Origin of the sequence: Petrimonas sulfuriphila (assembly GCA_038561985.1) — a bacterium.
GTDB lineage: Bacteria > Bacteroidota > Bacteroidia > Bacteroidales > Dysgonomonadaceae > Petrimonas > Petrimonas sulfuriphila.
The window spans coordinates 3,400,885-3,424,565 of record CP073276.1 but is presented as its reverse complement, the minus strand read 5'-3'; the positions used below and the strand labels follow the sequence as shown (position 1 = coordinate 3,424,565).

General features: G+C 40.0%; 17 protein-coding genes and 1 pseudogene. 6 read left to right on the top strand and 12 right to left on the bottom strand.

The genetic code is table 11. The annotated features are described in order from the left end of the window. Positions 1 to 131: 131 nt before the first annotated feature. The 5 genes from KCV26_14495 to KCV26_14475 all read right to left on the bottom strand — a co-directional run bounded on the left by KCV26_14495 (position 132) and on the right by KCV26_14475 (position 7,334). Positions 132 to 1,922, bottom strand: a complete 1,791-nt coding sequence (locus KCV26_14495; GenBank protein WZX36487.1) for a hypothetical protein — start codon at positions 1,920 to 1,922, stop codon at positions 132 to 134. Positions 1,923 to 2,020: 98 nt separating this feature from the next. Further along, entirely contained in the window at positions 2,021 to 3,382 is a 1,362-nt protein-coding gene (locus tag KCV26_14490; protein ID WZX36486.1) for a Gfo/Idh/MocA family oxidoreductase, read from the bottom strand. Between the two features lie 194 nt (positions 3,383 to 3,576). Then, positions 3,577 to 5,061, bottom strand: coding sequence for a hypothetical protein (locus tag KCV26_14485; GenBank protein ID WZX36485.1), 1,485 nt, complete (start codon positions 5,059 to 5,061; stop codon positions 3,577 to 3,579). A gap of 25 nt (positions 5,062 to 5,086) precedes the next feature. Then, complete coding sequence (locus tag KCV26_14480; protein WZX36484.1) at positions 5,087 to 6,217, bottom strand: discoidin domain-containing protein; 1,131 nt, start codon at positions 6,215 to 6,217, stop codon at positions 5,087 to 5,089. Beyond that, entirely contained in the window at positions 6,198 to 7,334 is a 1,137-nt protein-coding gene (locus KCV26_14475) for a DUF5126 domain-containing protein (GenBank protein WZX36483.1), read from the bottom strand. Before KCV26_14475 ends, KCV26_14480 begins: the two co-directional genes overlap by 20 nt. Before the next feature lie 210 nt (positions 7,335 to 7,544). Here KCV26_14475 and KCV26_14470 point away from each other — a divergent pair, with 210 nt between their 5' ends. From KCV26_14470 to KCV26_14460, 3 genes are all read left to right on the top strand, one after another. Further along, positions 7,545 to 7,874: a transposase gene (locus KCV26_14470; protein WZX36482.1), complete on the top strand. Its 330-nt coding sequence runs from the start codon at positions 7,545 to 7,547 to the stop codon at positions 7,872 to 7,874. Positions 7,875 to 8,021: 147 nt separating this feature from the next. Further along, positions 8,022 to 8,411: a hypothetical protein gene (locus tag KCV26_14465; GenBank protein ID WZX36481.1), complete on the top strand. Its 390-nt coding sequence runs from the start codon at positions 8,022 to 8,024 to the stop codon at positions 8,409 to 8,411. Next, entirely contained in the window at positions 8,338 to 9,255 is a 918-nt protein-coding gene (locus KCV26_14460) for a hypothetical protein (protein ID WZX36480.1), read from the top strand. Before KCV26_14465 ends, KCV26_14460 begins: the two co-directional genes overlap by 74 nt. Before the next feature lie 77 nt (positions 9,256 to 9,332). Here KCV26_14460 and KCV26_14455 read toward each other — a convergent pair whose 3' ends face one another. The 4 genes from KCV26_14455 to KCV26_14440 all read right to left on the bottom strand — a co-directional run bounded on the left by KCV26_14455 (position 9,333) and on the right by KCV26_14440 (position 16,560). Next, entirely contained in the window at positions 9,333 to 11,225 is a 1,893-nt protein-coding gene (locus tag KCV26_14455; protein ID WZX36479.1) for a RagB/SusD family nutrient uptake outer membrane protein, read from the bottom strand. An 11-nt stretch (positions 11,226 to 11,236) separates the two neighbouring features. Further along, positions 11,237 to 14,467 (bottom strand): TonB-dependent receptor, encoded by a 3,231-nt coding sequence (locus KCV26_14450; GenBank protein ID WZX38403.1) that lies wholly within the window; start codon positions 14,465 to 14,467, stop codon positions 11,237 to 11,239. A gap of 398 nt (positions 14,468 to 14,865) precedes the next feature. Next, positions 14,866 to 15,888, bottom strand: coding sequence for a DUF4974 domain-containing protein (locus KCV26_14445; protein ID WZX36478.1), 1,023 nt, complete (start codon positions 15,886 to 15,888; stop codon positions 14,866 to 14,868). Positions 15,889 to 16,008: 120 nt separating this feature from the next. After that, a complete protein-coding gene (locus KCV26_14440; GenBank protein ID WZX36477.1) occupies positions 16,009 to 16,560 on the bottom strand; it encodes an RNA polymerase sigma-70 factor in 552 nt (183 codons plus the stop codon). A gap of 460 nt (positions 16,561 to 17,020) precedes the next feature. On the opposite strand from KCV26_14440, the gene KCV26_14435 reads away from it, so the two are divergent. From KCV26_14435 to KCV26_14425, 3 genes and pseudogenes are all read left to right on the top strand, one after another. Further along, positions 17,021 to 17,620: a YigZ family protein gene (locus KCV26_14435; protein WZX36476.1), complete on the top strand. Its 600-nt coding sequence runs from the start codon at positions 17,021 to 17,023 to the stop codon at positions 17,618 to 17,620. Between the two features lie 85 nt (positions 17,621 to 17,705). Beyond that, positions 17,706 to 20,075, top strand: coding sequence for a type I DNA topoisomerase (topA, locus tag KCV26_14430; protein WZX36475.1), 2,370 nt, complete (start codon positions 17,706 to 17,708; stop codon positions 20,073 to 20,075). Positions 20,076 to 20,092: 17 nt separating this feature from the next. Continuing rightward, a pseudogene (locus KCV26_14425) lies at positions 20,093 to 20,575 on the top strand (GNAT family N-acetyltransferase). Here KCV26_14425 and KCV26_14420 read toward each other — a convergent pair. From KCV26_14420 to KCV26_14410, 3 genes are all read right to left on the bottom strand, one after another. Then, positions 20,566 to 21,123, bottom strand: coding sequence for a chromate transporter (locus KCV26_14420; GenBank protein ID WZX36474.1), 558 nt, complete (start codon positions 21,121 to 21,123; stop codon positions 20,566 to 20,568). The pseudogene KCV26_14425 and the gene KCV26_14420 overlap by 10 nt on opposite strands. A 3-nt stretch (positions 21,124 to 21,126) precedes the next feature. Next, entirely contained in the window at positions 21,127 to 21,687 is a 561-nt protein-coding gene (locus tag KCV26_14415; protein ID WZX36473.1) for a chromate transporter, read from the bottom strand. Between the two features lie 389 nt (positions 21,688 to 22,076). Continuing rightward, positions 22,077 to 23,423, bottom strand: a complete 1,347-nt coding sequence (locus tag KCV26_14410; GenBank protein ID WZX36472.1) for a TrpB-like pyridoxal phosphate-dependent enzyme — start codon at positions 23,421 to 23,423, stop codon at positions 22,077 to 22,079. Positions 23,424 to 23,681: the final 258 nt, after the last annotated feature.

Below are 23,681 nucleotides of genomic sequence, written 5' to 3'. Positions count from 1 at the left end.
TGTAAAAATATCAAACAAAGAAATTCCTTTTAAACTTTTGTTTAGCATAGTAGTTATTATTAGCTTTAGCTACTATGCTATTTTCTTGTATTAAACTCACGTTATTTAGTTGAGTTGAGCATTGGGAGTGCTTATGGTTCTGTAGTATGTATCCGTTCCAACCAATACTCCCAACGGTTATCCACGGACTTAATCACCTTTTTGGGAGCCCAGTCGTCTTCATAAAGACTGAAGTTATCTCTACTGTTATTCGATACATTCACAAACTCCCAACCAAATCGTGTTCCTTGTTTCAATGTGTTTTCCAATATTCTATTCAATTGCAATTCGGTGTAATTCACAAAATCGCTACCATTAAAAGTCATATGCTCCGATACAACCCAGTCCCGGCTGTGTTCGTTGAGTACTTTCCATACTCTGTTGTAGGCTTTTTGATTGGGTGTATTGTTTGGAAAATACCAACTCCAATTTACTTGAATAATATTTGCCTCAGTAAGGTGTGTCAAGAACTCAATTGGGTCACCCATTCTTAGATACTGTACATTTTCGTTTGCATCCAAGTAATCAACAGCAACATATGCTTTTTCCCCCGCTATGCTTCGATAAGCAGCTGCGTCTTCATTGACCCATTTTGCCAGGAACTGCGCCCTGAATTTATTCCATGTAGGATTCTTCACGAATGAGGCGGGAATAGGGAAAGTAGGAGGCATTTCTGACTCAGGGTCGGTTATCTGATTTTCTTCGCGCCATTTTTCGTACTCTTTTTTCGCCATTTTACTATAACAGAGTGCGATCGATCCCATATATTGTGGTTCGACTGTTGTTTCAAAATAGAGAATTTTATCTGTATCGACTCCTTTAGCCATGTTTTTAATGAATTCATGAACCGTTGATCGATATCCAGAGTGAAATATTGACACAACAGACGATCCAAAGCCATATTCGGTATCTTTCACTCTATTTCCTTTGTCATCAATTGCATAAGCGTCCGGGTTACGGTCCCAAAAGCCGGAAGGTATGGTTCCTCCACCAACCGCATAGGTCTCCAATGAAAGGCAAGGGTACATTCCTTTTTTATAAATGGCATTGATTAGCCAGTTTAGCGGAGCCAGCGATTTGTCAGGAATACCATCTCCATTATGGTCGAAATGATGCCAGTAACAATTTATTTCAATCGTATTATACCCTTTCGATTGTAATATATCCAATTCCGAGATAAGCTTATCGACTTGTGAGGCGTTTGAAAAATCCCTCAAAGGTTTGGCAATCTTTAGAAAAATCCATTCATCATCATCATAGAATTTTCCATTTTTAATTTCCCATAAGTCAGAATTAGCTATAACAACATTTACATTGATGTTTGTTGTATTTTCTCTTGAATCAATTATGGTAATAACTGTCACCCCTTCGCCAACTGCCTGGATAGTCACAATATTTTCATTTACGGAGGCGGTGGCAATTTTTTCGTCCATGGTAGTGACGCTATATCCCCCGTTTCCCGATTCAATTGTAACGGCAATTGTTTTCCCTCTTTTGAGGGTGACGGCTGATTTATCCAGTTTCAAACTAGCATAGGGAACAATAACATTTATAATTGCCTTTTTCTGCTGCTTGTCGGTCACGGTAATGGTTGTCATTCCTTCGCCAACTGCCTGGATGGTCACTATATTTTCATTTACGGAGGCGGTAGCAATTTTTTCGTCCTTGGTTGCGACGCTATATCCCCCGTTTCCCGATTCAATTGTAACGGCAACCGTTTTCCCTCTTTTGAGAGTGACGGCTGATTTATCCAGTTTCAGGTCTATTGCAGGAATATCAGGTTTATTCTCGCTGCAAGATATAATAGTTATAATCAGGTATGCTAAAGAAAACGCACTTAATATTTTTTTATTTATTCTAATGTTAGAAATTACGGTAGTCATATTACCTCATCAGTTTCATTATTTTCGCAGTCATTTTTTTATAAATCAAGCTACGTAAGGGGGCCGATACAAGTCTGTAACCATTATAACATGAATTATTATAGTATTTTAGGATTTTTACCTGGAATTGGAATTAGTCCCTCATGATAATCCGGCAAATCACCCATCTCATATTTCTCGGGTCCATACCGAAGGTCTGAAGCTGTAATTTCATCCCAAGTTATTGATTTGCCCGTGTAAGCAGCTTCTCTTCCTAAAATAGCGACCAAATTGGAGTAAGCTAGATCTTCTGCCTGATTTATTTTTCTGTTTAAACGGATGGATTCAACCAAATGTATATGTTCTTGTTCATAAGGATTTTTTATCGGTTTATTTTGGTAGTCATATTCCCACAATACATTTCCGTTCCAATCTAATATCTTGATTTCGTTGTGGTCGTTTAGTCGGGTAATTCCTTTTGTTCCTAAAATTTGTTCAGATACGTTTCCGTCGCATCCGTCAATTTGACGTGAGGTATGCAACATCCGTCTGTTATTATTATAGTAATAATCAATACTAAAAAAATCAAATATATCGCCTGACAGCCGGCGGGCACGTCCTCCATAACCAATAGCTTTTACGGGTTGTTCTCCCATAAACCAAGTAATAACATCAATATTGTGAATACCCTGATCAAGAATATGATCTCCACTTAGCCATTTTATATTAAACCAGTTCTTAATACAATATTCCATGTCACTCCAGCCAGAACGGCGTTTTACGTCCCATAATGCTCCTTGATTCCAATGTGAAGCAGCGGATACGATGTTGCCAATAATTCCGTTTCGTACTTGAATATAAGCTTCCCAATAATCACGACGATGCCTGCGCTGATTCCCAGTAACTACGGTTAAACCTTTAGTCGTGGCTATTTTAGAGGTGGCAATCACAGTGCGAATTCCGGTAGGATCAACTGCACACGGCTTTTCCATAAATACATGTTTTTCCGCTTCTATAGCCGACTTAAAGTGATTTGGCCTGAAATGAGTAGGTGTGCATAATAATACAATGTCCACATCCGACATATCCATGATTTTCTGATATGCGTCAAACCCTATGAAACAGTTATTGTCCTCAATCTTGTTGTTAAACTTCTCCAGAAGAACTTTACGGCAGGCCTCTATCCGGTCGGGGAATACGTCTGCCAATGCAACGACCGAAACGTTCGGCCCCGATTCTAAAAATTGGCTTGCTGCCCCGGTTCCTCGATTGCCGCAACCTATAAGAGCTGCTTTTAGCGGCCTGCCATCAGGCGCAGTTTCCACAAATGAGAACATACCCAATTTTTCGGCAGAATAAATTTTGTCGGAACTTTTTCTGTCTTTGTCCGAGCACGATGTTATAATGGTCGGGGTTGCCATGCCCAACGGAATTGCAGCTCCCAATAGAGCTGAGTTTGTTAAAAAATCACGTCTTTTCATTTTAATGTTATTCCAAATAATCACTAATTTTCTATATGTACCTTATAACTAAAAGTCCATAGATATATTTTTGTTTCACCAATCAGAATAATGTCAAGGATATGAAATTGATCTTATCTGAACTTCTTATTTTAATATTCTTGAATGGCAATAAATATCTAAGTATGTTCATTGATAAAGATGTTTTTTTTTGATTAAACTATCATTGCCTCAAAATTATAGAGCTGGCAGAAATCCTTTAATTCTTTTTTATAATCTCCGTAAAAGAAAAGCTGATGAAAACCTGGGAAAGAAAGCACTTCTTGACCCCCATCCATTTTAAACTTGACCGAAACTACACAGCCACCTGAAGGAGGAACACTTAAGTTGTCAACAACGGTTCCTGTAGAGAACAGAAGTTGAGATTTTTCTTCATTAGGAATGAAATCGAGGAGTGTGACTCTTTGCCCGATTTTCCAAATTGTTCGTGGAACAGCGTCTCTATTACCATGATGGTGGATCAAATCGAACGGTTCGGGAGGAGTATCAATACCGTTCAAACGTGTAGGACAAGAACAGTGTGCGCCAATCAATGTGTCGTCTGCAGTATCAGCAACCGGATCCTGTTGAAATCCGGGTTTGTCGAATAAGTATTGCACTAAAATGTGAGCGGCAATTGCACCGTGATCAGCTTCACATGCTGCCGGAATGCCATCATCGTTCATTCTCGACCAGGAAATACAGGGCAGGCTTACGTCGATATTGCCAAGCGCTCCCAAGCAGTCCATAGAGATGGCGTCTGCCTTTTCATTTTCAAGAATTTTTCCTGCCACCAAATAACTTTTTATACCGTTAATAACATCCTGACGACTGGCCAATCTTATATCTTTCGCTTGCTTTAAATAATCTTCAGCCAATTTAATGACTTCGTTATTTACCGGCATGGAATTGTACGCTTTTATAAAGGTATTAGCTGGAACATACTGTAGTGTTATGCCTGTATCGGCACTCAATAAGGTCTCTTTTCTTTCTTCACCCTTTATTACAACACACCGTGAACGCTTCATGCGAGTTCCTGCTTTCAGCATTCTTAGTCCAAAGAGAGCTTGGTTGAAGTCATCTGTAGAGTAGGTAACACTACCTGATTTATTTGCCAAGTTAGCTGTATTGGTGGTAAAAGATGTTCCAAGCGGTGAGAAAATTATAGTTGGAATTCCCGATTCCGCTGCTTTTTGAGCGGTTGGCCAAGCATGTTGCTGACGATCATGCACCATAACCAATAAACCATCAGCTTCATCTTCTTTTGCTTCTTGCAACCACAAGTCAGCCTCTTCCAAGCTATGTATTGGACTATCTTTGATTTCCAATGATACCCCTATTTTTTTTGACTCGAGCTTTAACTGTTCTGTATATTTTTTTCTTGAAGCTTCACCATCATACACCGCTCCGGGCCAGGCCATGCCATATTCTCCTTTTCTTCTTACAAATGCTACCTTTATTTTTGGTATATAATTTGAAGCTGGTCCATATCCGCGGATAACCGGCATGATCACTCCGTTCTCTTTGGCAAAAGAAATAAAGTCATTTCCCAAGAGAGGGCTAGCAACTAAAGAACCTGCCGTTAGTATCCCCATTTTTTTTAAAAAATCTCTTCTGCTTGCATTGCAACCGCACTTTGCGATACATTTACTTTCGTTCATTGTTTTCATTATTTAATCTAATTATTTATCTTTTATATGCTCCTATTTCTGACAAAGCTGTAAATGCTCCGTTGTTATAATCCGATTTTGCGATAAGTTTAAAATATCTGCACGAGTAATCTATATCCAGATCAACATACTGTTTAGGTTCTATTTTCTCTAAAGTAAATTCACCCAAGCTACTCCATTTATCGCCGTCATCACTTATTTGCATCTCAATTAATTTGATTGAATACATAAGCCCCCCTCCACCACGTTGAATAAAAGAAAATCCTGAGATCGTATTTATTTCTCCCATATCCACTACCATGCTATGTGGATATATTTTAGTTTTATCCATATGCCAAACTGTGTTGATATTGTTATCAATCGCGTTTTGAGGAGTACGATTCCCATCGCAATTCCCCGTAGCAATCCAGGTTGATTTATTGTATTCAATTGCGGCACCTCTTACTTTTGTCGTTTCATATGCAGTATAAAATGTATCGATAGCTGTTTCTTCGGGGAGATATAAAGTGCGATGTTGGAAAGAAGTTCCTTCACAATAATTTTTTAATACGGTTGATTTTTCTTCCGGAGGTGCAAAGTAGGTACAAAGATTGTTAAACAAGTCTGTATAAACTATTTCGGAACCAATAGCCGTTTCATCAGAAGCGCCCCAGATTACATCAACCAATGATTTATTATTTTTGTTCACATTTGCTTCTCTGACAGGGGTATTTAATAGTGAGGAGGTATAGTTTTCACCATAAACATTGCCATTTGCATATGTTGTGATCGAAGAATTGTTTTCATCGTCATAAACAATAATGTTAAATGAATATGCACCTTCTTGTAAATCAGTTAATTCAATATTGATAGTGTCTATTTGATGTACCCTTTCTATTGGGATAATGAGAGAGTCTGTTTTATTGTTCCATAGAATGGAGACTTTACTTGCAGAAGGATCAGATATTAAGAAATTTAACTTTAACCGATTATTCCCGGGGAAGACTTGTATTGAATCGGCAATTCCCACATAAACAATTTCGCCATCCTTAATAAAATTTTTATAAGAGTCATGCATGTTGTCACACCCTAAAAGTAAAACAAGAGTAGCAACTAAAGAGTAAAGTAAATTAGACTTCATATTGGTATTATTTTGATTGTTTTTCATTTTCTACGATACTTCCCCAGAAAGTAAGTTCACTGATATATACATAGTCAATTAACCCCCAAAGTTTTATTGTTTTAAATCGAATATACCTGACAGGAGGTATTCCGAAAGGAAATTCAAATTCTTGTCCGTCAACTTCAGCGAATTGCTTGTCTTCCGAGGTAATTTGTCCCACAGGCAGCCCGGATGGTTTTATGGACTCACAACTTCTCAATAACGTCCAGTTTTCCCAGCCTCCATCCGGATCAGGATTGTTACTTCCGTAAATTTCAAACATTTTTGGATCGCCTCCGTTGTATGAACCGTCGGTAAGACCCGCATTTCTGCTGTGTAATTTAAACCGACTGAGGGTAGCGGTTACCCCCAAGTCAAATGTAAACCACTGAGGTAATCCATGTCCCGGTGATGTGCAAAAAATATCATCGTGATGGTTGTAATTCCCATTCCAGAGTTTTGTAATGTCCCAGTGTTGATGATGTTTATAATAATCGGTTTTTAATGCTACATGTTTAAATAGAGATTTGTCCAATTTTTGTTCGAAGAGCGGAGTTAGTTCAACAAGCAGAGTATCAGAATAGTTGTTCCACCGGTCACGCACAAAAATACCGAATATATTTTTTATTGGCTCAAAACCCCTTACAGAAAATGAACCGTTTTTCCTTTTGGTATAGTATGCATCGACTTCTACTAGATTGTTCGTAGAATCAGCAGCAAGAACCTGAAAAACTATGCTTGCTTCCGATTCATTTTCAAAACGAACGCGCATTCCTCCAAAAGTTTCATCTATCTGTAAAGATTCAAATACTTTCATAAATGGAGGAGTTAAGGGATTTACCGTAACAGTTACCGGTTCAGAAAAATGTTCACCTCTGCTTACTGTATATAGCTCTACTTTATAATTTCCACTGTTTGGGAAACCATCAATGAACAAAAAATTCTGTAGATAAGAAGATTTAACTTCTCGTTCAACATTCCCTGCAATTCTATAAACTGCTTTTACATAAAGCAGATTTTTATCTTTGGGTATATCATACGTGATTTTTGCAGCACCCGGGAAATTTTCCACTTGCACGTTGCTGACTGGTAAGGGTGCCGTATCACGATTAATTGGACTCATCACATCTTCGTCGCAAGAGAAAAAAAACAGACTTGCAATTAATAATATAAATAGATGAGTCCGCTCCGAAAAGTCGGAGTGATAATTTAGTTTAAAATTTTTTGTACAATAAATTTTATAAATCAGGTAAATTTCACCTGAAAAGTTCTTTGAAATATTTGCGTATATAGCTATTATTCACTACCTTAGTAGGGCTTAAAACTGTATAATATGTTCAAAAAATCGGACGAAAACCCTCAATTGGGCATTTTTTCATCACCGACGGAGTACTTCAGAGACTCTAAGAAGAAAGAATACCTAAAAAATGACTCCTGGCATAACCGGTTCCGAAACCATGTTGTAATGCGTGTGGATGAGTCTATTTTCAGACCACTTTATTCTAATGGAACGGGGGCTCCTAATGCCTCTATCCGTATTTTGGTCGGTATGATGATCCTCAAGGAAGGCCAGGGATGGAGCGACGCACAATTGTTTGAGAACTGCGCATACAATTTACTTGTTCGCAGTGCTCTGGGGTCTGATGTCGTTAGAGGACGCTGAGCCTGTTTCATCCACTTACTACCTTTTCCGTCGCAATCTGGTTGACTATGCAAGGGAACACGGCGAAGACCTGTTCAAAAAAGTGCCAGGGGGCAAATCACCCGTGACCAGCTATTGGAGTTTGAGGTGAGCGGCAAGCAGGTGCGCATGGACAGTAAACTGGTCGGCAGCAATATCGCCTGGTACTCCCGTTACGAGTTGATTCATGAAACCCTGCGTCTGTTTATCAATGAAAGGGAGGAACATATCTTCAATAAGAGCCTGTCCAAAGAGATGTTTTCCCTTATCGAAAGCATACAGGGTGAAACGGGCAACAAGGTGGTGTACCGCAGTACAAAGGCCGAGGTTGATGCCAGGTTCGTTGAACTGGGCAAACTGATGTACCGTTTTATAGGGCTCTTCAAGAAGCATGACTATGGTCATTACCAGACCCTTAAAGCGGTTTTCGAACAACAATACTCGGTTGGCAGGGACAAAACTGTCGTTCCTCTGGAAAAGGAGAAAGTCAGCGCCAAATCCATACAGTCACCCCCATGACACCGACTGCCATTACCGTGACAAAGACGGCAACAAGGTCAAAGGGTATTCGGTGAACGTCACCGAGACATGCGACCAACCGGGAGATGACAAAGATACGGCATTGAACCTGATAACCGATACCGAGGTAACGGTGGCATCGGCTCCGGACAACGGCTTCCTTGAACAAGCCCTGGATCGGACACAGGAAATAATATCCGACAAAATAGAGAAAGTATATGCCGACGGGGCTTACCACAGTGCTGATAATCAGGAGTATTGCCAAAGCGATAAAAATGGCATCGAGCTGATACTCACAGGCATGCAAGGCCCCGCACCGAGATATGACATCCGTTTGGACGAACAGAATGAAATCAATTTAATAGTAACCGACAACAAAACAGGAACAACAATACAGGCACAACGGGTAAAACTCCGCAAAGACAAAACACAGAGGAAATGGAGGATCAAGACTGAAGAAGGAAAATACCGCTACTTCGATGAGGATAACCTCAGGACTGCCGCTCTGAGGAAGAAATTGGACGATATCCCGATAGATGAAAAAAATATCAGGAACAATGTCGAAGCAAGCATTTTCCAGTTAGGATACCATTACCCGAATGACAAGAGCCGTTACAGGTCACTTGCCAAGCACAAACTATGGGCATACTCCCGCTCGTTGTGGATAAACTTCGTCAGGATAGTGAATTATATGACGCGAATAAGTCAAAGAGCGCTTTTTTGGCAAAAACTGCCACAATATATAATTAATTTATGTTTCAATATGTATATTATTGTAAACATACTTTCAATTAATAAAAACAATCACATTTGTCCGGTTAAACTTCATTTTTCAGCAATTTGAAAAAATGGGGTTTTCAGAGCAGACTCAATAGATACATTTTCATAAACTTGTTTATTTGCTGTTAGATGTAGTATTTGTTACCAACCAGGATTTTGATTAATGTTTTTATTTGAAAGCAACTCATTATCATTGATTGGCCATAAATAATCCCTTGTTGTAAATTTCTGGTTAAAAACAACTTTAGGGCGATAGTAATATAATGCCTCTTCTTGAGCTATATCCCATCCCATGATGGGTTTGTTCAGTTCCGTAATGCATTTTTTCCAACGACGAAGATCCCAATAGCGTTGGCCTTCAAACACAAGCTCAATCAGCCGTTCGCGGTGTATGATTTCTCGTAATCCTGTCTGCGATTGATATTTTGTAGGATTGGAAGAATAATTCTCCCAAGATTCTTCAACAGTTTTAAGTCCTGCTCTATCTCTTATAAGGTTTATCCAATGGTAAACATCTTCACTAGGTCCATTTATTTCATTCAGGGCTTCGGCATATAACAGGTAAAGGTTGGCCAAACGAATTTCCGGCCAGGGATACTGTTCAATGGTATAAGTGTTTATTCCGATTACATTGTTGAAATTCACCAATTTTTTAGGCCAATAACCGGTTACTGAATAAAAGAGTTGGTTTACAGGTGATGCAGGTTCTCCTTTTTTACTTGAAACATATAAAAGCCTTTCAGGATTACTGTCATCAAAACGACCCTGCCCATACCATATACCTCCATCGAAACCTAATGATGCATAAAAACGAGGTTCCCTGTTAAAATGCAAGCCAGCAGTTTTATAATATTCACGTATGTAGATTCGAGAATTTGAATCCCCCATCTTAAGCGAATATCTTCCAGCATAATCATATGTTTTGTCTTCATTAATAGGTACACCATTTTCGCTATAAAACATCTCGGCAATTTTAAGAGTAGGAGCATAAAAGCCTCTTGTAAGTGCATTTGAAACATAAATTGGATCCAATCCCCGAGGTGTTGATCCGGCTTGTAAAGTTCCTGCCCGGCTATTTGTATTTCCCCATATAATTTCGGAATTCCATTTCTCGCAGATACTGTTTCGGATGCTTAATTCTATCTGGGTTGACTCGGAAATATTATATCGGAAGAATTCAGGTGAAAATGTATATAGTTTGTGTCCAGTTAATTCGCAGAAATTGATAGCTTCTTTGCAAGCTTCGGCGGCTTTTTCCCATTTTGATACCTCTTCCGTTGAATTAAAAAGTTCTTCTCCTTTTTTATTTTTAAAGTTCAAATAATCGTTGTTGCCATTGAAAAAAGGACTGGCAGCATAGGTAAGGACAATTGCTTTTGCCGATAATCCCGTTGCCTTTGTAATTCTTCCCAATTCCGTTATTTCATTATTGATTTGTTCCGGAAGATATTCAAGCGCCTCATCCAGCAGTTCGACAATATAATCGAAACATTCGTCAACCGGAGATCTAACGGGAAAGACCTCCTCTCCGTCTGCATTTACAGGAACATTTACTTTAATTAAAGGAATTGGTCCATACATTCTGAGTAGGTAAAAATGATAATAAGCTTTTAGAAATTTTACTTCGCCAATCCAGCGTTCCTTTTCATAATCATCCATATCACGAACTGACCCAATATTTTCCAAAAATATATTACATTGTCTGATCCCTTCGTATAAATCAATTCCCCCATTTGTTGCCCGCCAAAATCCCATATATGGATCAACTGAATTCTGGTAGCCACGGGCAATTTGCCAAGAGGCATAATTTTGCCCTGCCGGAAGCCAAAATTCATCACCTGCCGCATTGGCTACATTTAATTCAAAAACGCCATTGCGTGGCACATAGGAATAGCAGGTAAACAGGAATTTTTCAGCTGCAGTGCGCATATTAAATGCGTGATCGATTGTGGCCATATTATCAGGTACTATATCCAGATAATTACAACTTGTTGCAATTATTATGTTTATCAGTAAAAATTTAATCTTTCTCATTTTCAATTAATTTAAAATGTAACATTCATTCCTATGTTGAAAACTTTCTGAATGGGATATCCTAATCCATTTCCTGCCATTTCAGGATCCCATAATTTGAATTTACTGAAAGTGAGCAAATTTGTCCCACTAAAATAAATTCTAAGGTTAGTGTTTTGTTTTCTCATAATTTTCTGAGGAAGTGTATAACCTAATTCAATTGATTTTAACCGAATAAAAGAACCGTCACGCATAAACCAAGTGCTTTGTTGAGAATTATTGTTTATACCTGCAGAGCTTGTGCTTAAACGCGGCCACAGAGCATACAAGTTTCTGTTTTCTTCTGACCAGTGATTGTCAGCATATGCTTTTAGGAGTTGATTCTGGTAGATAAGACCTGATTTTCTTTCCGTATCACTATAATAATAAGGAATAAACGGGGAGGTTGCCCATACATTTATCCAAAAAGACTCTCTGGCAAGACCTTGAAAAAAAGTCGATAAATCAATCTGTTTATAGCCTATGGAAAACCCAAAACCGTATACTATTTCAGGTGTTGTCGGATACCCAATAGGAACTTGATCTAGAGCAGTAATTTGGCCATCGCCGTTAATGTCGCGATATTTAATGTCTCCACCGCCATATTCCCCAAAACTTTGTCTCGGAGAATTATTAGCCTCTTTGTCATCCACAAATAATCGTTCAGCGATGTATCCCCATTGTTGTCTTATGGGGTATCCTATTCTACTTTTCCAGGGCGCATTTTCGTAAGTGGGTTCTTCGAAAACTATATATTTGCTGTTGGCATAAGTAAAGTTTGCTCTACCTTGTATCCAAAAATCCTTATTGATTATTTTATTGTAATCGACAGAGAAATCTATTCCTTTGCTTTCCGCTTCACCTATGTTTGCCTGAGGTATGGCTGATAATCCCATTGTGGCCGGTGTGCTCCAACGAGGCATTAGAATATTGGTGCGATGCTCTTTGTAAGCATCTACCTGAATTTCCATATTTTCAAATAACGTCATTTCTAATCCCAGATTGGTCTTTCTAGCCGTTTCCCAAGTAATGTTAGGATCAGAGTATCGGGAAAGAGAGATTCCATTTCGAAAGTATCCGTAGTCTCTTCCAAATACTGCTGCTCTGCCCGGATCATCCATATTCACATTTGACAAATAGAGAAATCTGGAACTACCGATGGCATCATTACCCACCAGTCCATATGTTCCCTTTATTTTTAAACGAGAAATAATATGGGCCAAATTACTGTTCCAAAAAGACTCATTGGAAATATTCCACGCAAACCCGAAAGAAGGAAAAAATCCATATCTGTTAGACTTATAAAAACGCTCTGAACCATTGTACCCGAAATTAAATTCTACATAATACCGGTTTTGAAAAGAGTAAGTTGTCCTACAGGATAAACCGACATTTCTATAAGGTAAGGATTCTTGCAAGTCTGCGGCGTTTCCGGTTAATTTATTTCTCATCATAAATACAAGCAAACTACTTATTTCATGATTGTTGTGAAAAATTCTGTCATAATTCAGGGAAGATTCCAAATAAAAGTCGGAACTCACTGTTTTTGCTCCGGGATTATAGTTTAAATATTCTGTGCCTTCTTCTTCGTTCAATATATTTAATCTATAAGAATTGGTTTGCTTGTCCCATGAACTGGCTTGATAATAAAACGGACGATAGGCACGACTTACATCAAAGTATGAATACTTGGAGGTATTCATCATTCCTCTTATAACAAGACCTTTGGTTATGAAATTTAAATTCTGCTTTAATTCAAATTGAGCAGCCATATTTGAGCGGGAATAATCTTTGTATCCTTTTATCATATCCGCATAAGGATTTAGATAATTTCCATTTTCGTAATTTCCAAATAAAATGTGATTTGTATATTTGTGTTCTTCATCTATCGGATAAAATGGGGGGAAGAATACTGGATTAGTACGCATTACGTTTCTGTATATGGAGGTACCTCCATCAACCGGACCTGTATAATCATCAAAAGATCCCGAAAGACGAACATTCATTTCTGTACTTTCAGTCATGTTGACGTTTACATTCGTACGCAATGTATATATTTTTAAATCAATGTTGCTGTTGAAGTTATTTTGCTTGTCAACCTTTAATATACCATTTTCTTGATTAAAAGAGCCTGCAACATAATAACGGGCAATTTTTCCACCCCCGCTGACATTGAGGTTTATTCGTTGATTCATTGCATAATCGTTCATCAAGGCTTTCCGCCAATCGGTGACCGGAAACATAATCGGATTAACACCGGCGATTGTCTGATCTATTTTTTGATCAGAATAAGGTATGATACCTAACGGATCCCTTGTGAGTACTGCTTCGTTTGCCAAACGCATATAAGTCACCGGATCGGCCAACTCAACGTTTTTTGTGGGGGTAGAAATAGAGTTTTCAATACGAAAACTAACTTTTGTTTTTCCTTCCGTTCCATGTTTTGTAGTGATTAAAATTACACCATTAGCTCCTCTCGCACCATACAGAGCAGTTGAAGTAGCATCTTTCATAATAGAGAAACTGGCAATATCATCAACTTCCAGTCGTGCCAAATCAATCGTGGAAACTTCTACATTATCGATTAATATTAAAGGATCTACTTTATATCCAAAAGTTGTAACTCCTCGAATAAAAAAATCAGCATTATCCTGTCCCGGCTCGCCACTTCGTTGATATGAAATAATTCCTCCCACTCTTCCAGCAAGAGCGGTAGTAAGATTACTACTGGGTATTTTTAATTCAGTTGGTTTTATGCTTGATATTGAGCCAATTACACTTTCTTTTTTTTGCTTGCCAAAAGCAACGATGGTAACTTCTTCCAGTTCATCAATTTTTTCCTTTAATACAACATTAATTGTGGTTCGACTTTCTATTTGAATTGTCTGGGATTCCATACCAACGAAAGAAAATAGCAGTTGATCGGTTGGTTTTACTTCTATGGAATAAATACCTTCGTAATCTGTTATTACACCCTTCGTGGAACCTACAACAGTTATGGTAACACCAGGTAAAGGATTTCCATCTGCATCCAGGACTAATCCCTTTACAACAATATTTCTTTGTTGTTGACGGGCAGGTTCAATAATTTTTTCTCTTTTATTGAGATAAATATATTGATTTGAAATTTTATAGGTGAGAGGTGTATTCTGTACGAGTATATCCAATATTTCTTTTACAGTCTTTTCTTTCTCATTTAAATTAAAACGTTGAAGGTTAGCCATTTCTTCACTCTTATAGAAAAATACGTATTCGGATTGATTTTCAATCATGGAAACTACTTCTTTCAGAGTGGCATTGTGTGCTTTAATGTTGATTTTTTCATTTTGCCCATAACTGACAGCAAAGGCATTGCAGATGCCTGTCAGCATAAAAATAACGATAAATTTCATGGTCAAAAATGTTTTCCCGGATAGAAATTCCCGTGAGATTGGTATTTTATTCATATATTTGCATGTTTTTGGTTGATTTACACGTAACCGTACCGATAGTTTGCGAGACATGGGGAACGGGTTGTTAATTGATTAAAAACTGATTCACTGAGCCGGGCAATTATTATATTGTCCGGTTTTTTTACTATATTTTTTCCATATTACAGCGTTTTAAATGGTTCGACAATCTATTATTTTCGTTGAAGTGTAATTGTATCGTTATGCGAAATGCAATTAAATTGCCCGTTAAAATTAATAACATCTATTATCTCATTGATATCCTGTTTTGAGGAGAATTTACCTGTATATTTTTCTTTGCGACTTATTTTATCCGGTATCAGAATGGTTACATCGTAAATATTTTCCAGTCGTTGGACAATCTGTTCAAGAGGCATGTCTTCAAACGAATAGACGCCGGTTGTCCACGAAGTGACATTATCTGTATTTACATTGGAAAGCATAACCTGCCCGTTATCTTTATCGAACGATAATTGTTGACAAGGAGTCATCTCCACGCAGCTTTTCATATTGTTTTTTGCATCGAACGTTTCCAGCCGTACTTTTCCGCTTATAAGCGTTGTAATAGAATAAGCATCAGAGGAATAGTCCATCACGTTAAACTGAGTCCCCAATACGTTGATTCGTTGTTTGCCACTATAAACAATGAATGCTTTACCTTCCTGTTTTGCAACTTTAAACAAGGCTTCACCGTCAAGATAAACTTCGCGAACCTGTTTGTTGAATTTTTCCGGATATTTAAGAAAGGATGATGCATTTAGTTGAATCGTTGAACCATCGGGCAAATCAATGGTACGAGGATGACTTCGGGGCATAGTTCGCACTTCCACCCAAATGACTTTTTTCTTCTCTTTCTGATAGAAGAGAAAGGTTGCACCTAAAATCAATAGCCCGGAAAAAACAGCGGCTACGGCTATTCTCCAACGATTTGACAGTAATGATTGTTTCTTTGAAGCAACTGTCCCTTGACCCTGACTTTTTTGAAGTTTCTCCCATAAACGATTCCATCCTGCTTCCAGTTCAATGTTATCGGGATAAAATTTTACCGTTCGGTAGTCATAGATATCCTTCAGATCGAAAAATAAATTTTTATTTTCATCGGATGCATGAATCCATTCGGAGAAAAAATGCATTTCTTCTTCTGAAATGGTGTTTTGTAAGGCACGAATGATGATTTCCTGTATATTAAAGTCCATTAGTTAGTTGTTTCTTTCAATAATCAAAAGCTATTACGTATTTTGCAGCATCCTTTATCTATTATACGATTTGAAAAGGAAAACTACGTATTCAAATTAACAAAAATATGTAGCCTTATGCTAAAATAACAAAAAAAGAATAAATAGGAAAAGTGTTAAATTATCACGAATAATTTTCAAGGCTTTGTAAACTTGTGTTTCTACGGTTCTCACGGAAATTTTGAGCTCTTCTGCGATGTTGGTATGTTTTTCTCCTTCAAGGTATGCTTTTGTAAAAATCTCTCTGCATCTGGGCGGAAGTTTCTTTATTTCATCGTGAACAGCATTTATTCTTTCATTATACAAAAGGTTTCTTTCATACGAATCGTGCCGCATTATTTCTTCCATTTTCAGTTCTGTCCAGGCTTTAGCTACATAAGACTCTTCAACTTTATGGTGCTTCAGGTGATCAAAACAGGCATTTTTCACTAAACGGAAAAGGTAAGGAGCGATTCCATTTTCGTCGAATTTATCCGGATTCTCACGGCAGAATTTAAGGAAGACATCATGTACAATGTCTTCTGCCGTGTAGTAGTCGACAAACTTTCTGGCAAAAACTATTAGCCGGGGAGCCTGCTGTAAGTAAATCTTTTTTAGTTGTTTTTTATTGCCACAAGGTATCATTTCTCTCAAAGGGTACAAACGTATAGAATCTCTATATTATGAAATATGTAATTAACAGTTAACATCAAAGAAAACCATTACCCATCGTAGTATTGATTATTACTTGGGAGGCTATCAAGCCGGCCGTTTTTCATTATTCTGGTGCTTATTGGCCTGGAACAGTAATAAATACAACTAAGATGACGAGGCGAAACACTAGTATTTGTGAGTTTTTAATTACCGCAAAGGTATGTTTTTTTTATAATTTACAAAAGCAATCAGCTTAATATAGCGTGCTATTAGTGAATTGTATACACAATTGATACAAATTGATACTATCCACGGTTCTTATCTGGTTTATTTAATACTACCGCCTTACTTGTCGGTGTAAAGTGTATATTGAAGCTAAAAACTCTAACCCCTAAATTTACAAAATTACCTTGAAAAAATATATTATATCCATTTCATTCAATTTTTATATTTTTGCAGGATGCAAGACACTTATAAAACTATCGAACAGGCGGCCGAAGGTTATGTCACCGAGAAAAAAAGCAAATTCCTTTCGTTTGTTTTTCACGTGGAATCGCCTGAGGAGGTAAAAGGAATTGTGGATGAGCACCGCAAAAAATATTACGATGCACGGCACGTTTGCTGGGCGTATATGCTGGGGCCGGAAAGGGAGGAGTACCGCTCAAACGACGACGGCGAACCTTCCGGAACCGCGGGGAGGCCTATACTGGGACAAATAAATTCGTACGGACTTACCAACGTCTTAATCATCGTTATCCGCTATTTCGGCGGAACGCTCCTGGGTACGGGCGGACTGATCAAAGCCTACAAGGAAGCGGCGGAAGATGCCGTCAGAAATGCGGTAATTGTTGAGAAGACAATCGACCGGACTCTTACCGTCCGTTTCGAATATGTGTTGCTTAACGACGTGATGCGTACCCTGAAGCAATTTGAAGAGGTTTCTTGGGAACAGAACTTCAAAGAGAGCTGTACGATGAAGCTCCGCATCCGGAAGTCGGAATTCCAACGGTTACACGATAGCCTTTCACAAATTTATGGCGTAAAAATTGAAAAAGAGTGAAAAATTCTTTTTGCTAATACAAAATTACTACTTTTGCTACCGAAAATGAAGTGAAATATCCCGACGGGAATATAAAACAAGATGAATGGCAAAGAATTTGGTTATCGTTGAGTCGCCTGCAAAGGCAAAAACTATTGAGAAATTCCTGGGCAGCGATTTTAAAGTGATGTCGAGTTACGGACACATCCGTGATCTCAAGAAAAAAGATTTTAGCATTGATATAGACAATAATTTCGAACCCATTTACGAGATCCCGGCAGATAAGAAAAAGGTTGTGACGGAGTTGAAAGCTTCCGCTAAAAACGCAGAAACTGTCTGGCTCGCATCTGATGAAGACCGTGAAGGAGAAGCCATATCCTGGCATTTATACGATGTGTTGGATTTGAAAAATAAAGACACTAAACGGATTGTTTTTCACGAAATAACCAAGCCTGCCATCCAGGAAGCCGTAAAAAATCCCCGGGAGATAAACCGAAATTTAGTCGATGCCCAGCAGGCACGACGCGTATTGGACAGGATTGTCGGGTTTGAACTTTCACCCGTTTTATGGCGAAAAATAAAACCCGCACTTTCTGCGGGAAGGGTCCAGTCGGTGGCTGTAAGGCTTATTGTTGAACGTGAGCGCGAAATCCAGAACTTCAAGACAGAGGCTGCCTACCGTGTTGTGGCCTTGTTTATCAAGGAAGAAAACGGACAACAATACGAGATAAAAGCCGAATACAACAAACGGTTGAAAACAAAGGAGGAGGCATTGGCCTTGCTGGAAAAACTAAAAACTTCGGTTTTCAGCGTGGGAGATGTTACTACCAAGCCGGCCAGGAAATCGCCTGCGCCACCGTTCACCACATCTACCCTTCAACAGGAAGCATCCCGAAAACTTGGTTTTTCCGTGGCACAGACGATGATGGTGGCACAACGCTTATACGAATCGGGAAGGATAACCTATATGAGGACCGACTCCTTTAATTTGTCGGCCCTTGCCATAAACACCGCCAAGGCCGAGATCATCGGGCAGTACGGGGAGAATTACCTGAAAATCAGAAAATATACAACGAAATCCAAAGGTGCACAGGAAGCACACGAAGCCATCCGGCCGACTTACATCAACGAGCATGAAGCGGGGGGGACTGCCCAGGAAAAGCGTTTGTACGATTTGATCTGGAAACGCACCATCGCTTCGCAGATGGCAGATGCCGAGTTGGAAAGGACGGTGGCCACCATAGATATATCCAATGCCGAAGGAAAATTTGTTGCCACGGGAGAAGTAATCAAATTTGATGGGTTCTTGCGTGTTTACCTGGAAGGTACCGACGAGGAAAACGGTGAAAATGAAGAAGGGTTACTCCCCCCGATGAAGGTGAAAGAGGTGTTGCCTATGCAGGAAACGATTGCCACGGAACGCTTTACACAACGTCCACCAAGGTATACCGAAGCTTCGCTGGTACGCAAAATGGAAGAATTGGGGATAGGCCGTCCATCAACATACGCACCCACCATTTCAACCATTCAGAATCGTGAGTATGTTGAAAAGAAAACCGTGGACGGTGTAGAAAGGTTGTACAACATCCTTACCCTGAAAAACGGAAAAATAAAGGATACCGATAAAAAGGAAACGGCAGGAACCGATAAAAATAAATTGGTGCCCACCGATATAGGCACGGTGGTGAATGACTTCCTGGTGGAGTTTTTTCCGAAAATTGTGGATTACCATTTCACCGCGAACGTTGAAAAAGATTTTGACACAATTGCTGAAGGTAAACGTCAGTGGAACAGCGCTATAAAAGATTTCTATAAAGTGTTTCATCCGATTGTGGAAGAGACCATGGAGATGAGGATGGAGCACAAGGCCGGCGAACGGGTGCTGGGACAAGACCCTAAAACGGGGCGTCAGGTATCGGTTAAAATAGGCAGGTATGGCCCGTTGGTGCAGGTCGGTACTCCTGATGAAGAAGAAAAACCGTTGTTCGCTTCTTTGCAAAAGACGCAGTCGATAGAAACCATAACGCTGGAGGAGGCACTCCGGTTGTTTGACTTGCCCCGTTCGCTCGGTGAGTTTCGTGAAAAAGAGATGACCGTTGGTGTAGGCCGCTTCGGACCCTATATCCGTCACAATAATAAATTTGTTTCATTGCCTAAAGGTGTTGATCCCTTGAAGATTACCGCCCAAGAAGCGGTTGAGCTGATTGAAGCCAAGGAGAAAAAGGACAGGGAGAAAATCATTAAAACGTTTACGGAAGATCCGGAATTACAGGTTCTAAACGGTAGATACGGCCCCTATATTGCTTACAACAAGAAAAATTTTAAAATTCCGAAATCGCAAAAACCCGAAGAATTGACATTTGAACAATGCAAAGGGATTATTGACGACGGGACGCAAAAAACCGATTCTACCAAAGAGGCTCCCCAAAAAAAATCTAAAACGGCTAAAACTCCGGCAAAAAAAACGAAGAAATAAACGGGTCGCTTATGCTCATAAGAATCCACCCCTCACAACCGGCCGATTTGCCACAACTAATGCAAATCTATGAGACCGCACGCCGTTTTATGCAACAAACCGGTAATGCAGGACAATGGGTGGACGGTTATCCGAAAAAAGAACTTCTCGTTGAGGATATAGGTCGGGAACACAGTTACGTTTGTCTGGACGAAGATAACGGGATTGCAGGAACATTTTATTTTAGGGTGGGTGAGGAGCCCACTTATCTTAATATCTTTGAAGGATCGTGGCTGAACGATGATCCTTACGGGGTTATTCACCGCATTGCCTCTTCCGGAAAACACAAGGGTGTTGCAGCAACCTGCATCTCCTGGTGCCTGGAAAAATGCGGTAACATCCGTATTGATACACACCGAGACAATAAAGTGATGCAAAACATACTGCAAAAGCTCGGATTTTCCTATTGCGGAATCATCTACCTGGAGAATGGCGCTGAAAGACTGGCCTATCAGTATACGATCAATCCTGCCACACCCGATAAGAAGATCAACAAAATCGGATCTACTTTTTTAAAGGAAGCCAGGAATACCCCTCCAAAAATGATCCAACTCTTGTAATCGATGAAATTGTAATTGTTCATCAACATCAGTGCAGCTGCCGCAATCAATCCGATGACAGCCGGTTTCAGAACCGACAGGGAGGCGCGCATCCAAGGATTGTTGTTTAGTCTGGCGAAGAAGGCGCAGACAACCGTCATAATAACCAGCGAGGGAATGCTGACAGCCAGTGTGCATACAGCCGATCCGATAATGCCGTGAAAAGTGCTGAATCCCATGTCGGTAACAGCGGAATAACCGATGTATGTGGCCGAATTAAAGGCAATAGGCCCGGGGGTGGTTTGAGAAATAGCGACAATATCCGTAAAATCGGCTACAGATATCCACTTGTGCGTATCCACTACTTCCTGTTGAATAAGAGGGAGCATAGCATACCCTCCACCGAAACCGAAAAGGCCTATCTTGAGGAAAGCGGCAAACAACGATACATATACATCCAAAAGTTCCATCCGTCAGCTTTTGATCTTTCGTTTGACATGAGCGAAATGCAATATCCCCAGCAAAATAGCTGCCAAGACAATATAAACTGGTGAAACCCCGGCCAGTGATACCGAAAGAGCTACCGCCACCGGAATCCATACGTTCTTCAGCGATATTCTTGCCGATCTTCCCAGGCCCAGCAACGGTGCGGCAATCAATGCTACTACAGCCGGCCGGATACCCTTGAAAATTCGTTCCACAACCGGATTATCCTTGAACTGTACAAAGAAAATGGCAATGAGCAGGATAACCAGAAACGAAGGCAGGATAATTCCCAATCCTGAAAACAGACTTCCCTTAAATCCCATCCTTTTGTTTCCTACAAACAGGGAAGTGTTCAGTGCAATCGGCCCGGGCATGGATTGAGCAATGGCAAGCATATCCATAAATTCTTCATCATCGAGCCAGTTCTTCTTTTTGACAACTTCATTCCGGATTAACGGAACCATGGCGTAGCCGCCACCAAAGGTGAAGGCTCCGATTTTAAAAAAAACCAGAAACAATTCCCAGTATTGTTTAAAGATAGGTTTCATAGTTAATTTAGCGGCTTACCGGCCGGACAGCAAAGGAGATAAAATTGAAAAAGCAGACTGCAAATTGATGTAATCGCTTGCTAATCTGCTTTCTATAAGAAGCCGCATCGGTGGAATAAGTCGAAACTCCTTATGACAGGATTTGAGTGTCCCGGTATCTTTGTAATCCGCCGTTCCGATAAATCGGAATACCCGAAGGCGCGGCCCGCCATTAATACCCAAAACGAGTCTCGGTTTATAAAATGTAATTGATGAGTTTCCCAATCGACCAATGCGGCAATAACTCATTCATCTTTCTAATGTCAAAGATACAAAGCAGAAGTGAAACAGACAAATATTTTTCTGTTTTTTTTCACCTGAAATGCCTGCTTATGTTGTATAACAGTTTCTTAATCCTGTAAATATTTTTCGATCTCAAGGGTTGAGATCTCGTAATTTTTTAAATCGCCTGCCAGGTATTGATCGTACGCGCTCATATCCACCAGTCCGTGTCCCGAAAGATTGAAGAGGATTACTTTTTGGATACCTTCTTCCTTGGCCATCTTAGCTTCACGAATGGCAGACGCGATGGCATGAGTGGATTCGGGAGCTGGGATAATACCCTCTGTCTGGGCAAAAAGAACGCCGGCTTCGAATGTTTCCAGCTGCGGGATATCTATTGCTTCGATGAAGTTGTCTTTCTTCAGTTGGCTTACGATGCTTCCAGCACCGTGATAACGCAATCCGCCTGCGTGGATGTTGGCGGGAGAAAAGTTATGTCCGAGCGTGTACATCGGGATAAGGGGGGTAAACCCTGCTTCATCACCGAAATCGTATTTAAAAGTTCCGCGGGTGAGTTTCGGGCACGAAGCCGGTTCTGCAGCAATAAACCGTGTCTTTTTGTCCCCTTTTATAACGTGGCGCAGGAAAGGGAACGAAATCCCCGAGAAATTGGAACCTCCTCCAAAACAACCGATAACAATATCGGGATATTCACCGGCCATCTCCATTTGTTTTTCGGCTTCCAAGCCAATAATCGTCTGGTGCAATGAAACGTGGTTCAATACGCTGCCTAGCGCGTATTTGCAGTTGGGCGTCTGCATCGCCAGCTCGATCGCCTCTGAAATGGCTGTTCCCAGGCTCCCCTGATAAGTGGGACGTTCTGTCAATACTTTTCTTCCCGATTTGGTGGACATGCTGGGCGATGCAATTACCTGCGCACCCCATGTCTGCATCAGCGAACGTCGGTAGGGTTTCTGTTCGTAACTGATCTTCACCATATAAACCGCAATCTCCAATCCGAAAGCCTTTCCGGCAAATGCCAAAGCGGTTCCCCATTGTCCAGCACCGGTTTCGGTAGTGAGGTTGGTTGTACCGTCTATTTTGTTGTAATATACCTGTGGAAGAGCCGAATTTAATTTATGCGACCCCACGGGGCTGACACTTTCATTTTTGAAGTAAATGTGGGCCGGAGTATCCAGCGCTTTTTCCAGGCTGTAAGCCCTCACCAGCGGGGAAGGACGGTATATTTTGTATTTGTCGCGTACTTCTTCGGGTATTTCAATCCACCGGTCAGTTTCATTGAATTCCTGACGGGAAAGTTCTTCTGCAAACAACGGAAACAGGTCTTCCGGTTTCAACGGTTCTTTCGTTCCCGGATTTATCATCCGCTGCGGCTTGTTTTGCATGTCTGCCACTACATTGTACCAATGCGTGGGAATCTCCCTCTCGGGTAATAAAAATTTCTTTGTTTTCATCAGCTGTATTTTTTTATTTTCGTTTCTTTGGATGCTAATAAAAAAGCCTGAAGCTGAGAACATCAGGCAGTAATGTCATCTCGACCTGTAAAAGTCGGTTTTGATGTACAAAAGTATAATTTATTTTTTATAAAGCAAATAAAACGACAGCTTTAAACCGCAAAAAAGATGCCTGCTGCCTCGTAGCAACAAATTTTCCCGATTATTCCCATTTTGTTCGCAAATCGTTTCGTTTCTTAAAAACTTTGTGTTATTTTT

What these genes read in the sequence shown, in the direction of transcription:
- KCV26_14495 (WZX36487.1), bottom strand. Translation starts at nt 1,922, where the DNA reads ATGACTACCGTAATTTCTAACATTAGAATAAATAAAAAAATATTAAGT.
- KCV26_14435 (WZX36476.1), top strand. Translation starts at nt 17,021, where the DNA reads ATGCAAGACACTTATAAAACTATCGAACAGGCGGCCGAAGGTTATGTC.
- KCV26_14485 (WZX36485.1), bottom strand. Translation starts at nt 5,061, where the DNA reads ATGAACGAAAGTAAATGTATCGCAAAGTGCGGTTGCAATGCAAGCAGA.
- KCV26_14415 (WZX36473.1), bottom strand. Translation starts at nt 21,687, where the DNA reads ATGAAACCTATCTTTAAACAATACTGGGAATTGTTTCTGGTTTTTTTT.
- KCV26_14445 (WZX36478.1), bottom strand. Translation starts at nt 15,888, where the DNA reads ATGGACTTTAATATACAGGAAATCATCATTCGTGCCTTACAAAACACC.
- KCV26_14490 (WZX36486.1), bottom strand. Translation starts at nt 3,382, where the DNA reads ATGAAAAGACGTGATTTTTTAACAAACTCAGCTCTATTGGGAGCTGCA.
- KCV26_14410 (WZX36472.1), bottom strand. Translation starts at nt 23,423, where the DNA reads ATGAAAACAAAGAAATTTTTATTACCCGAGAGGGAGATTCCCACGCAT.
- KCV26_14450 (WZX38403.1), bottom strand. Translation starts at nt 14,467, where the DNA reads ATGGCTAACCTTCAACGTTTTAATTTAAATGAGAAAGAAAAGACTGTA.
- KCV26_14420 (WZX36474.1), bottom strand. Translation starts at nt 21,123, where the DNA reads ATGGAACTTTTGGATGTATATGTATCGTTGTTTGCCGCTTTCCTCAAG.
- KCV26_14475 (WZX36483.1), bottom strand. Translation starts at nt 7,334, where the DNA reads ATGAGTCCAATTAATCGTGATACGGCACCCTTACCAGTCAGCAACGTG.
- KCV26_14455 (WZX36479.1), bottom strand. Translation starts at nt 11,225, where the DNA reads ATGAGAAAGATTAAATTTTTACTGATAAACATAATAATTGCAACAAGT.
- KCV26_14480 (WZX36484.1), bottom strand. Translation starts at nt 6,217, where the DNA reads ATGAAAAACAATCAAAATAATACCAATATGAAGTCTAATTTACTTTAC.
- topA (WZX36475.1), top strand. Translation starts at nt 17,706, where the DNA reads ATGGCAAAGAATTTGGTTATCGTTGAGTCGCCTGCAAAGGCAAAAACT.
- KCV26_14465 (WZX36481.1), top strand. Translation starts at nt 8,022, where the DNA reads ATGGACAGTAAACTGGTCGGCAGCAATATCGCCTGGTACTCCCGTTAC.
- KCV26_14470 (WZX36482.1), top strand. Translation starts at nt 7,545, where the DNA reads ATGTTCAAAAAATCGGACGAAAACCCTCAATTGGGCATTTTTTCATCA.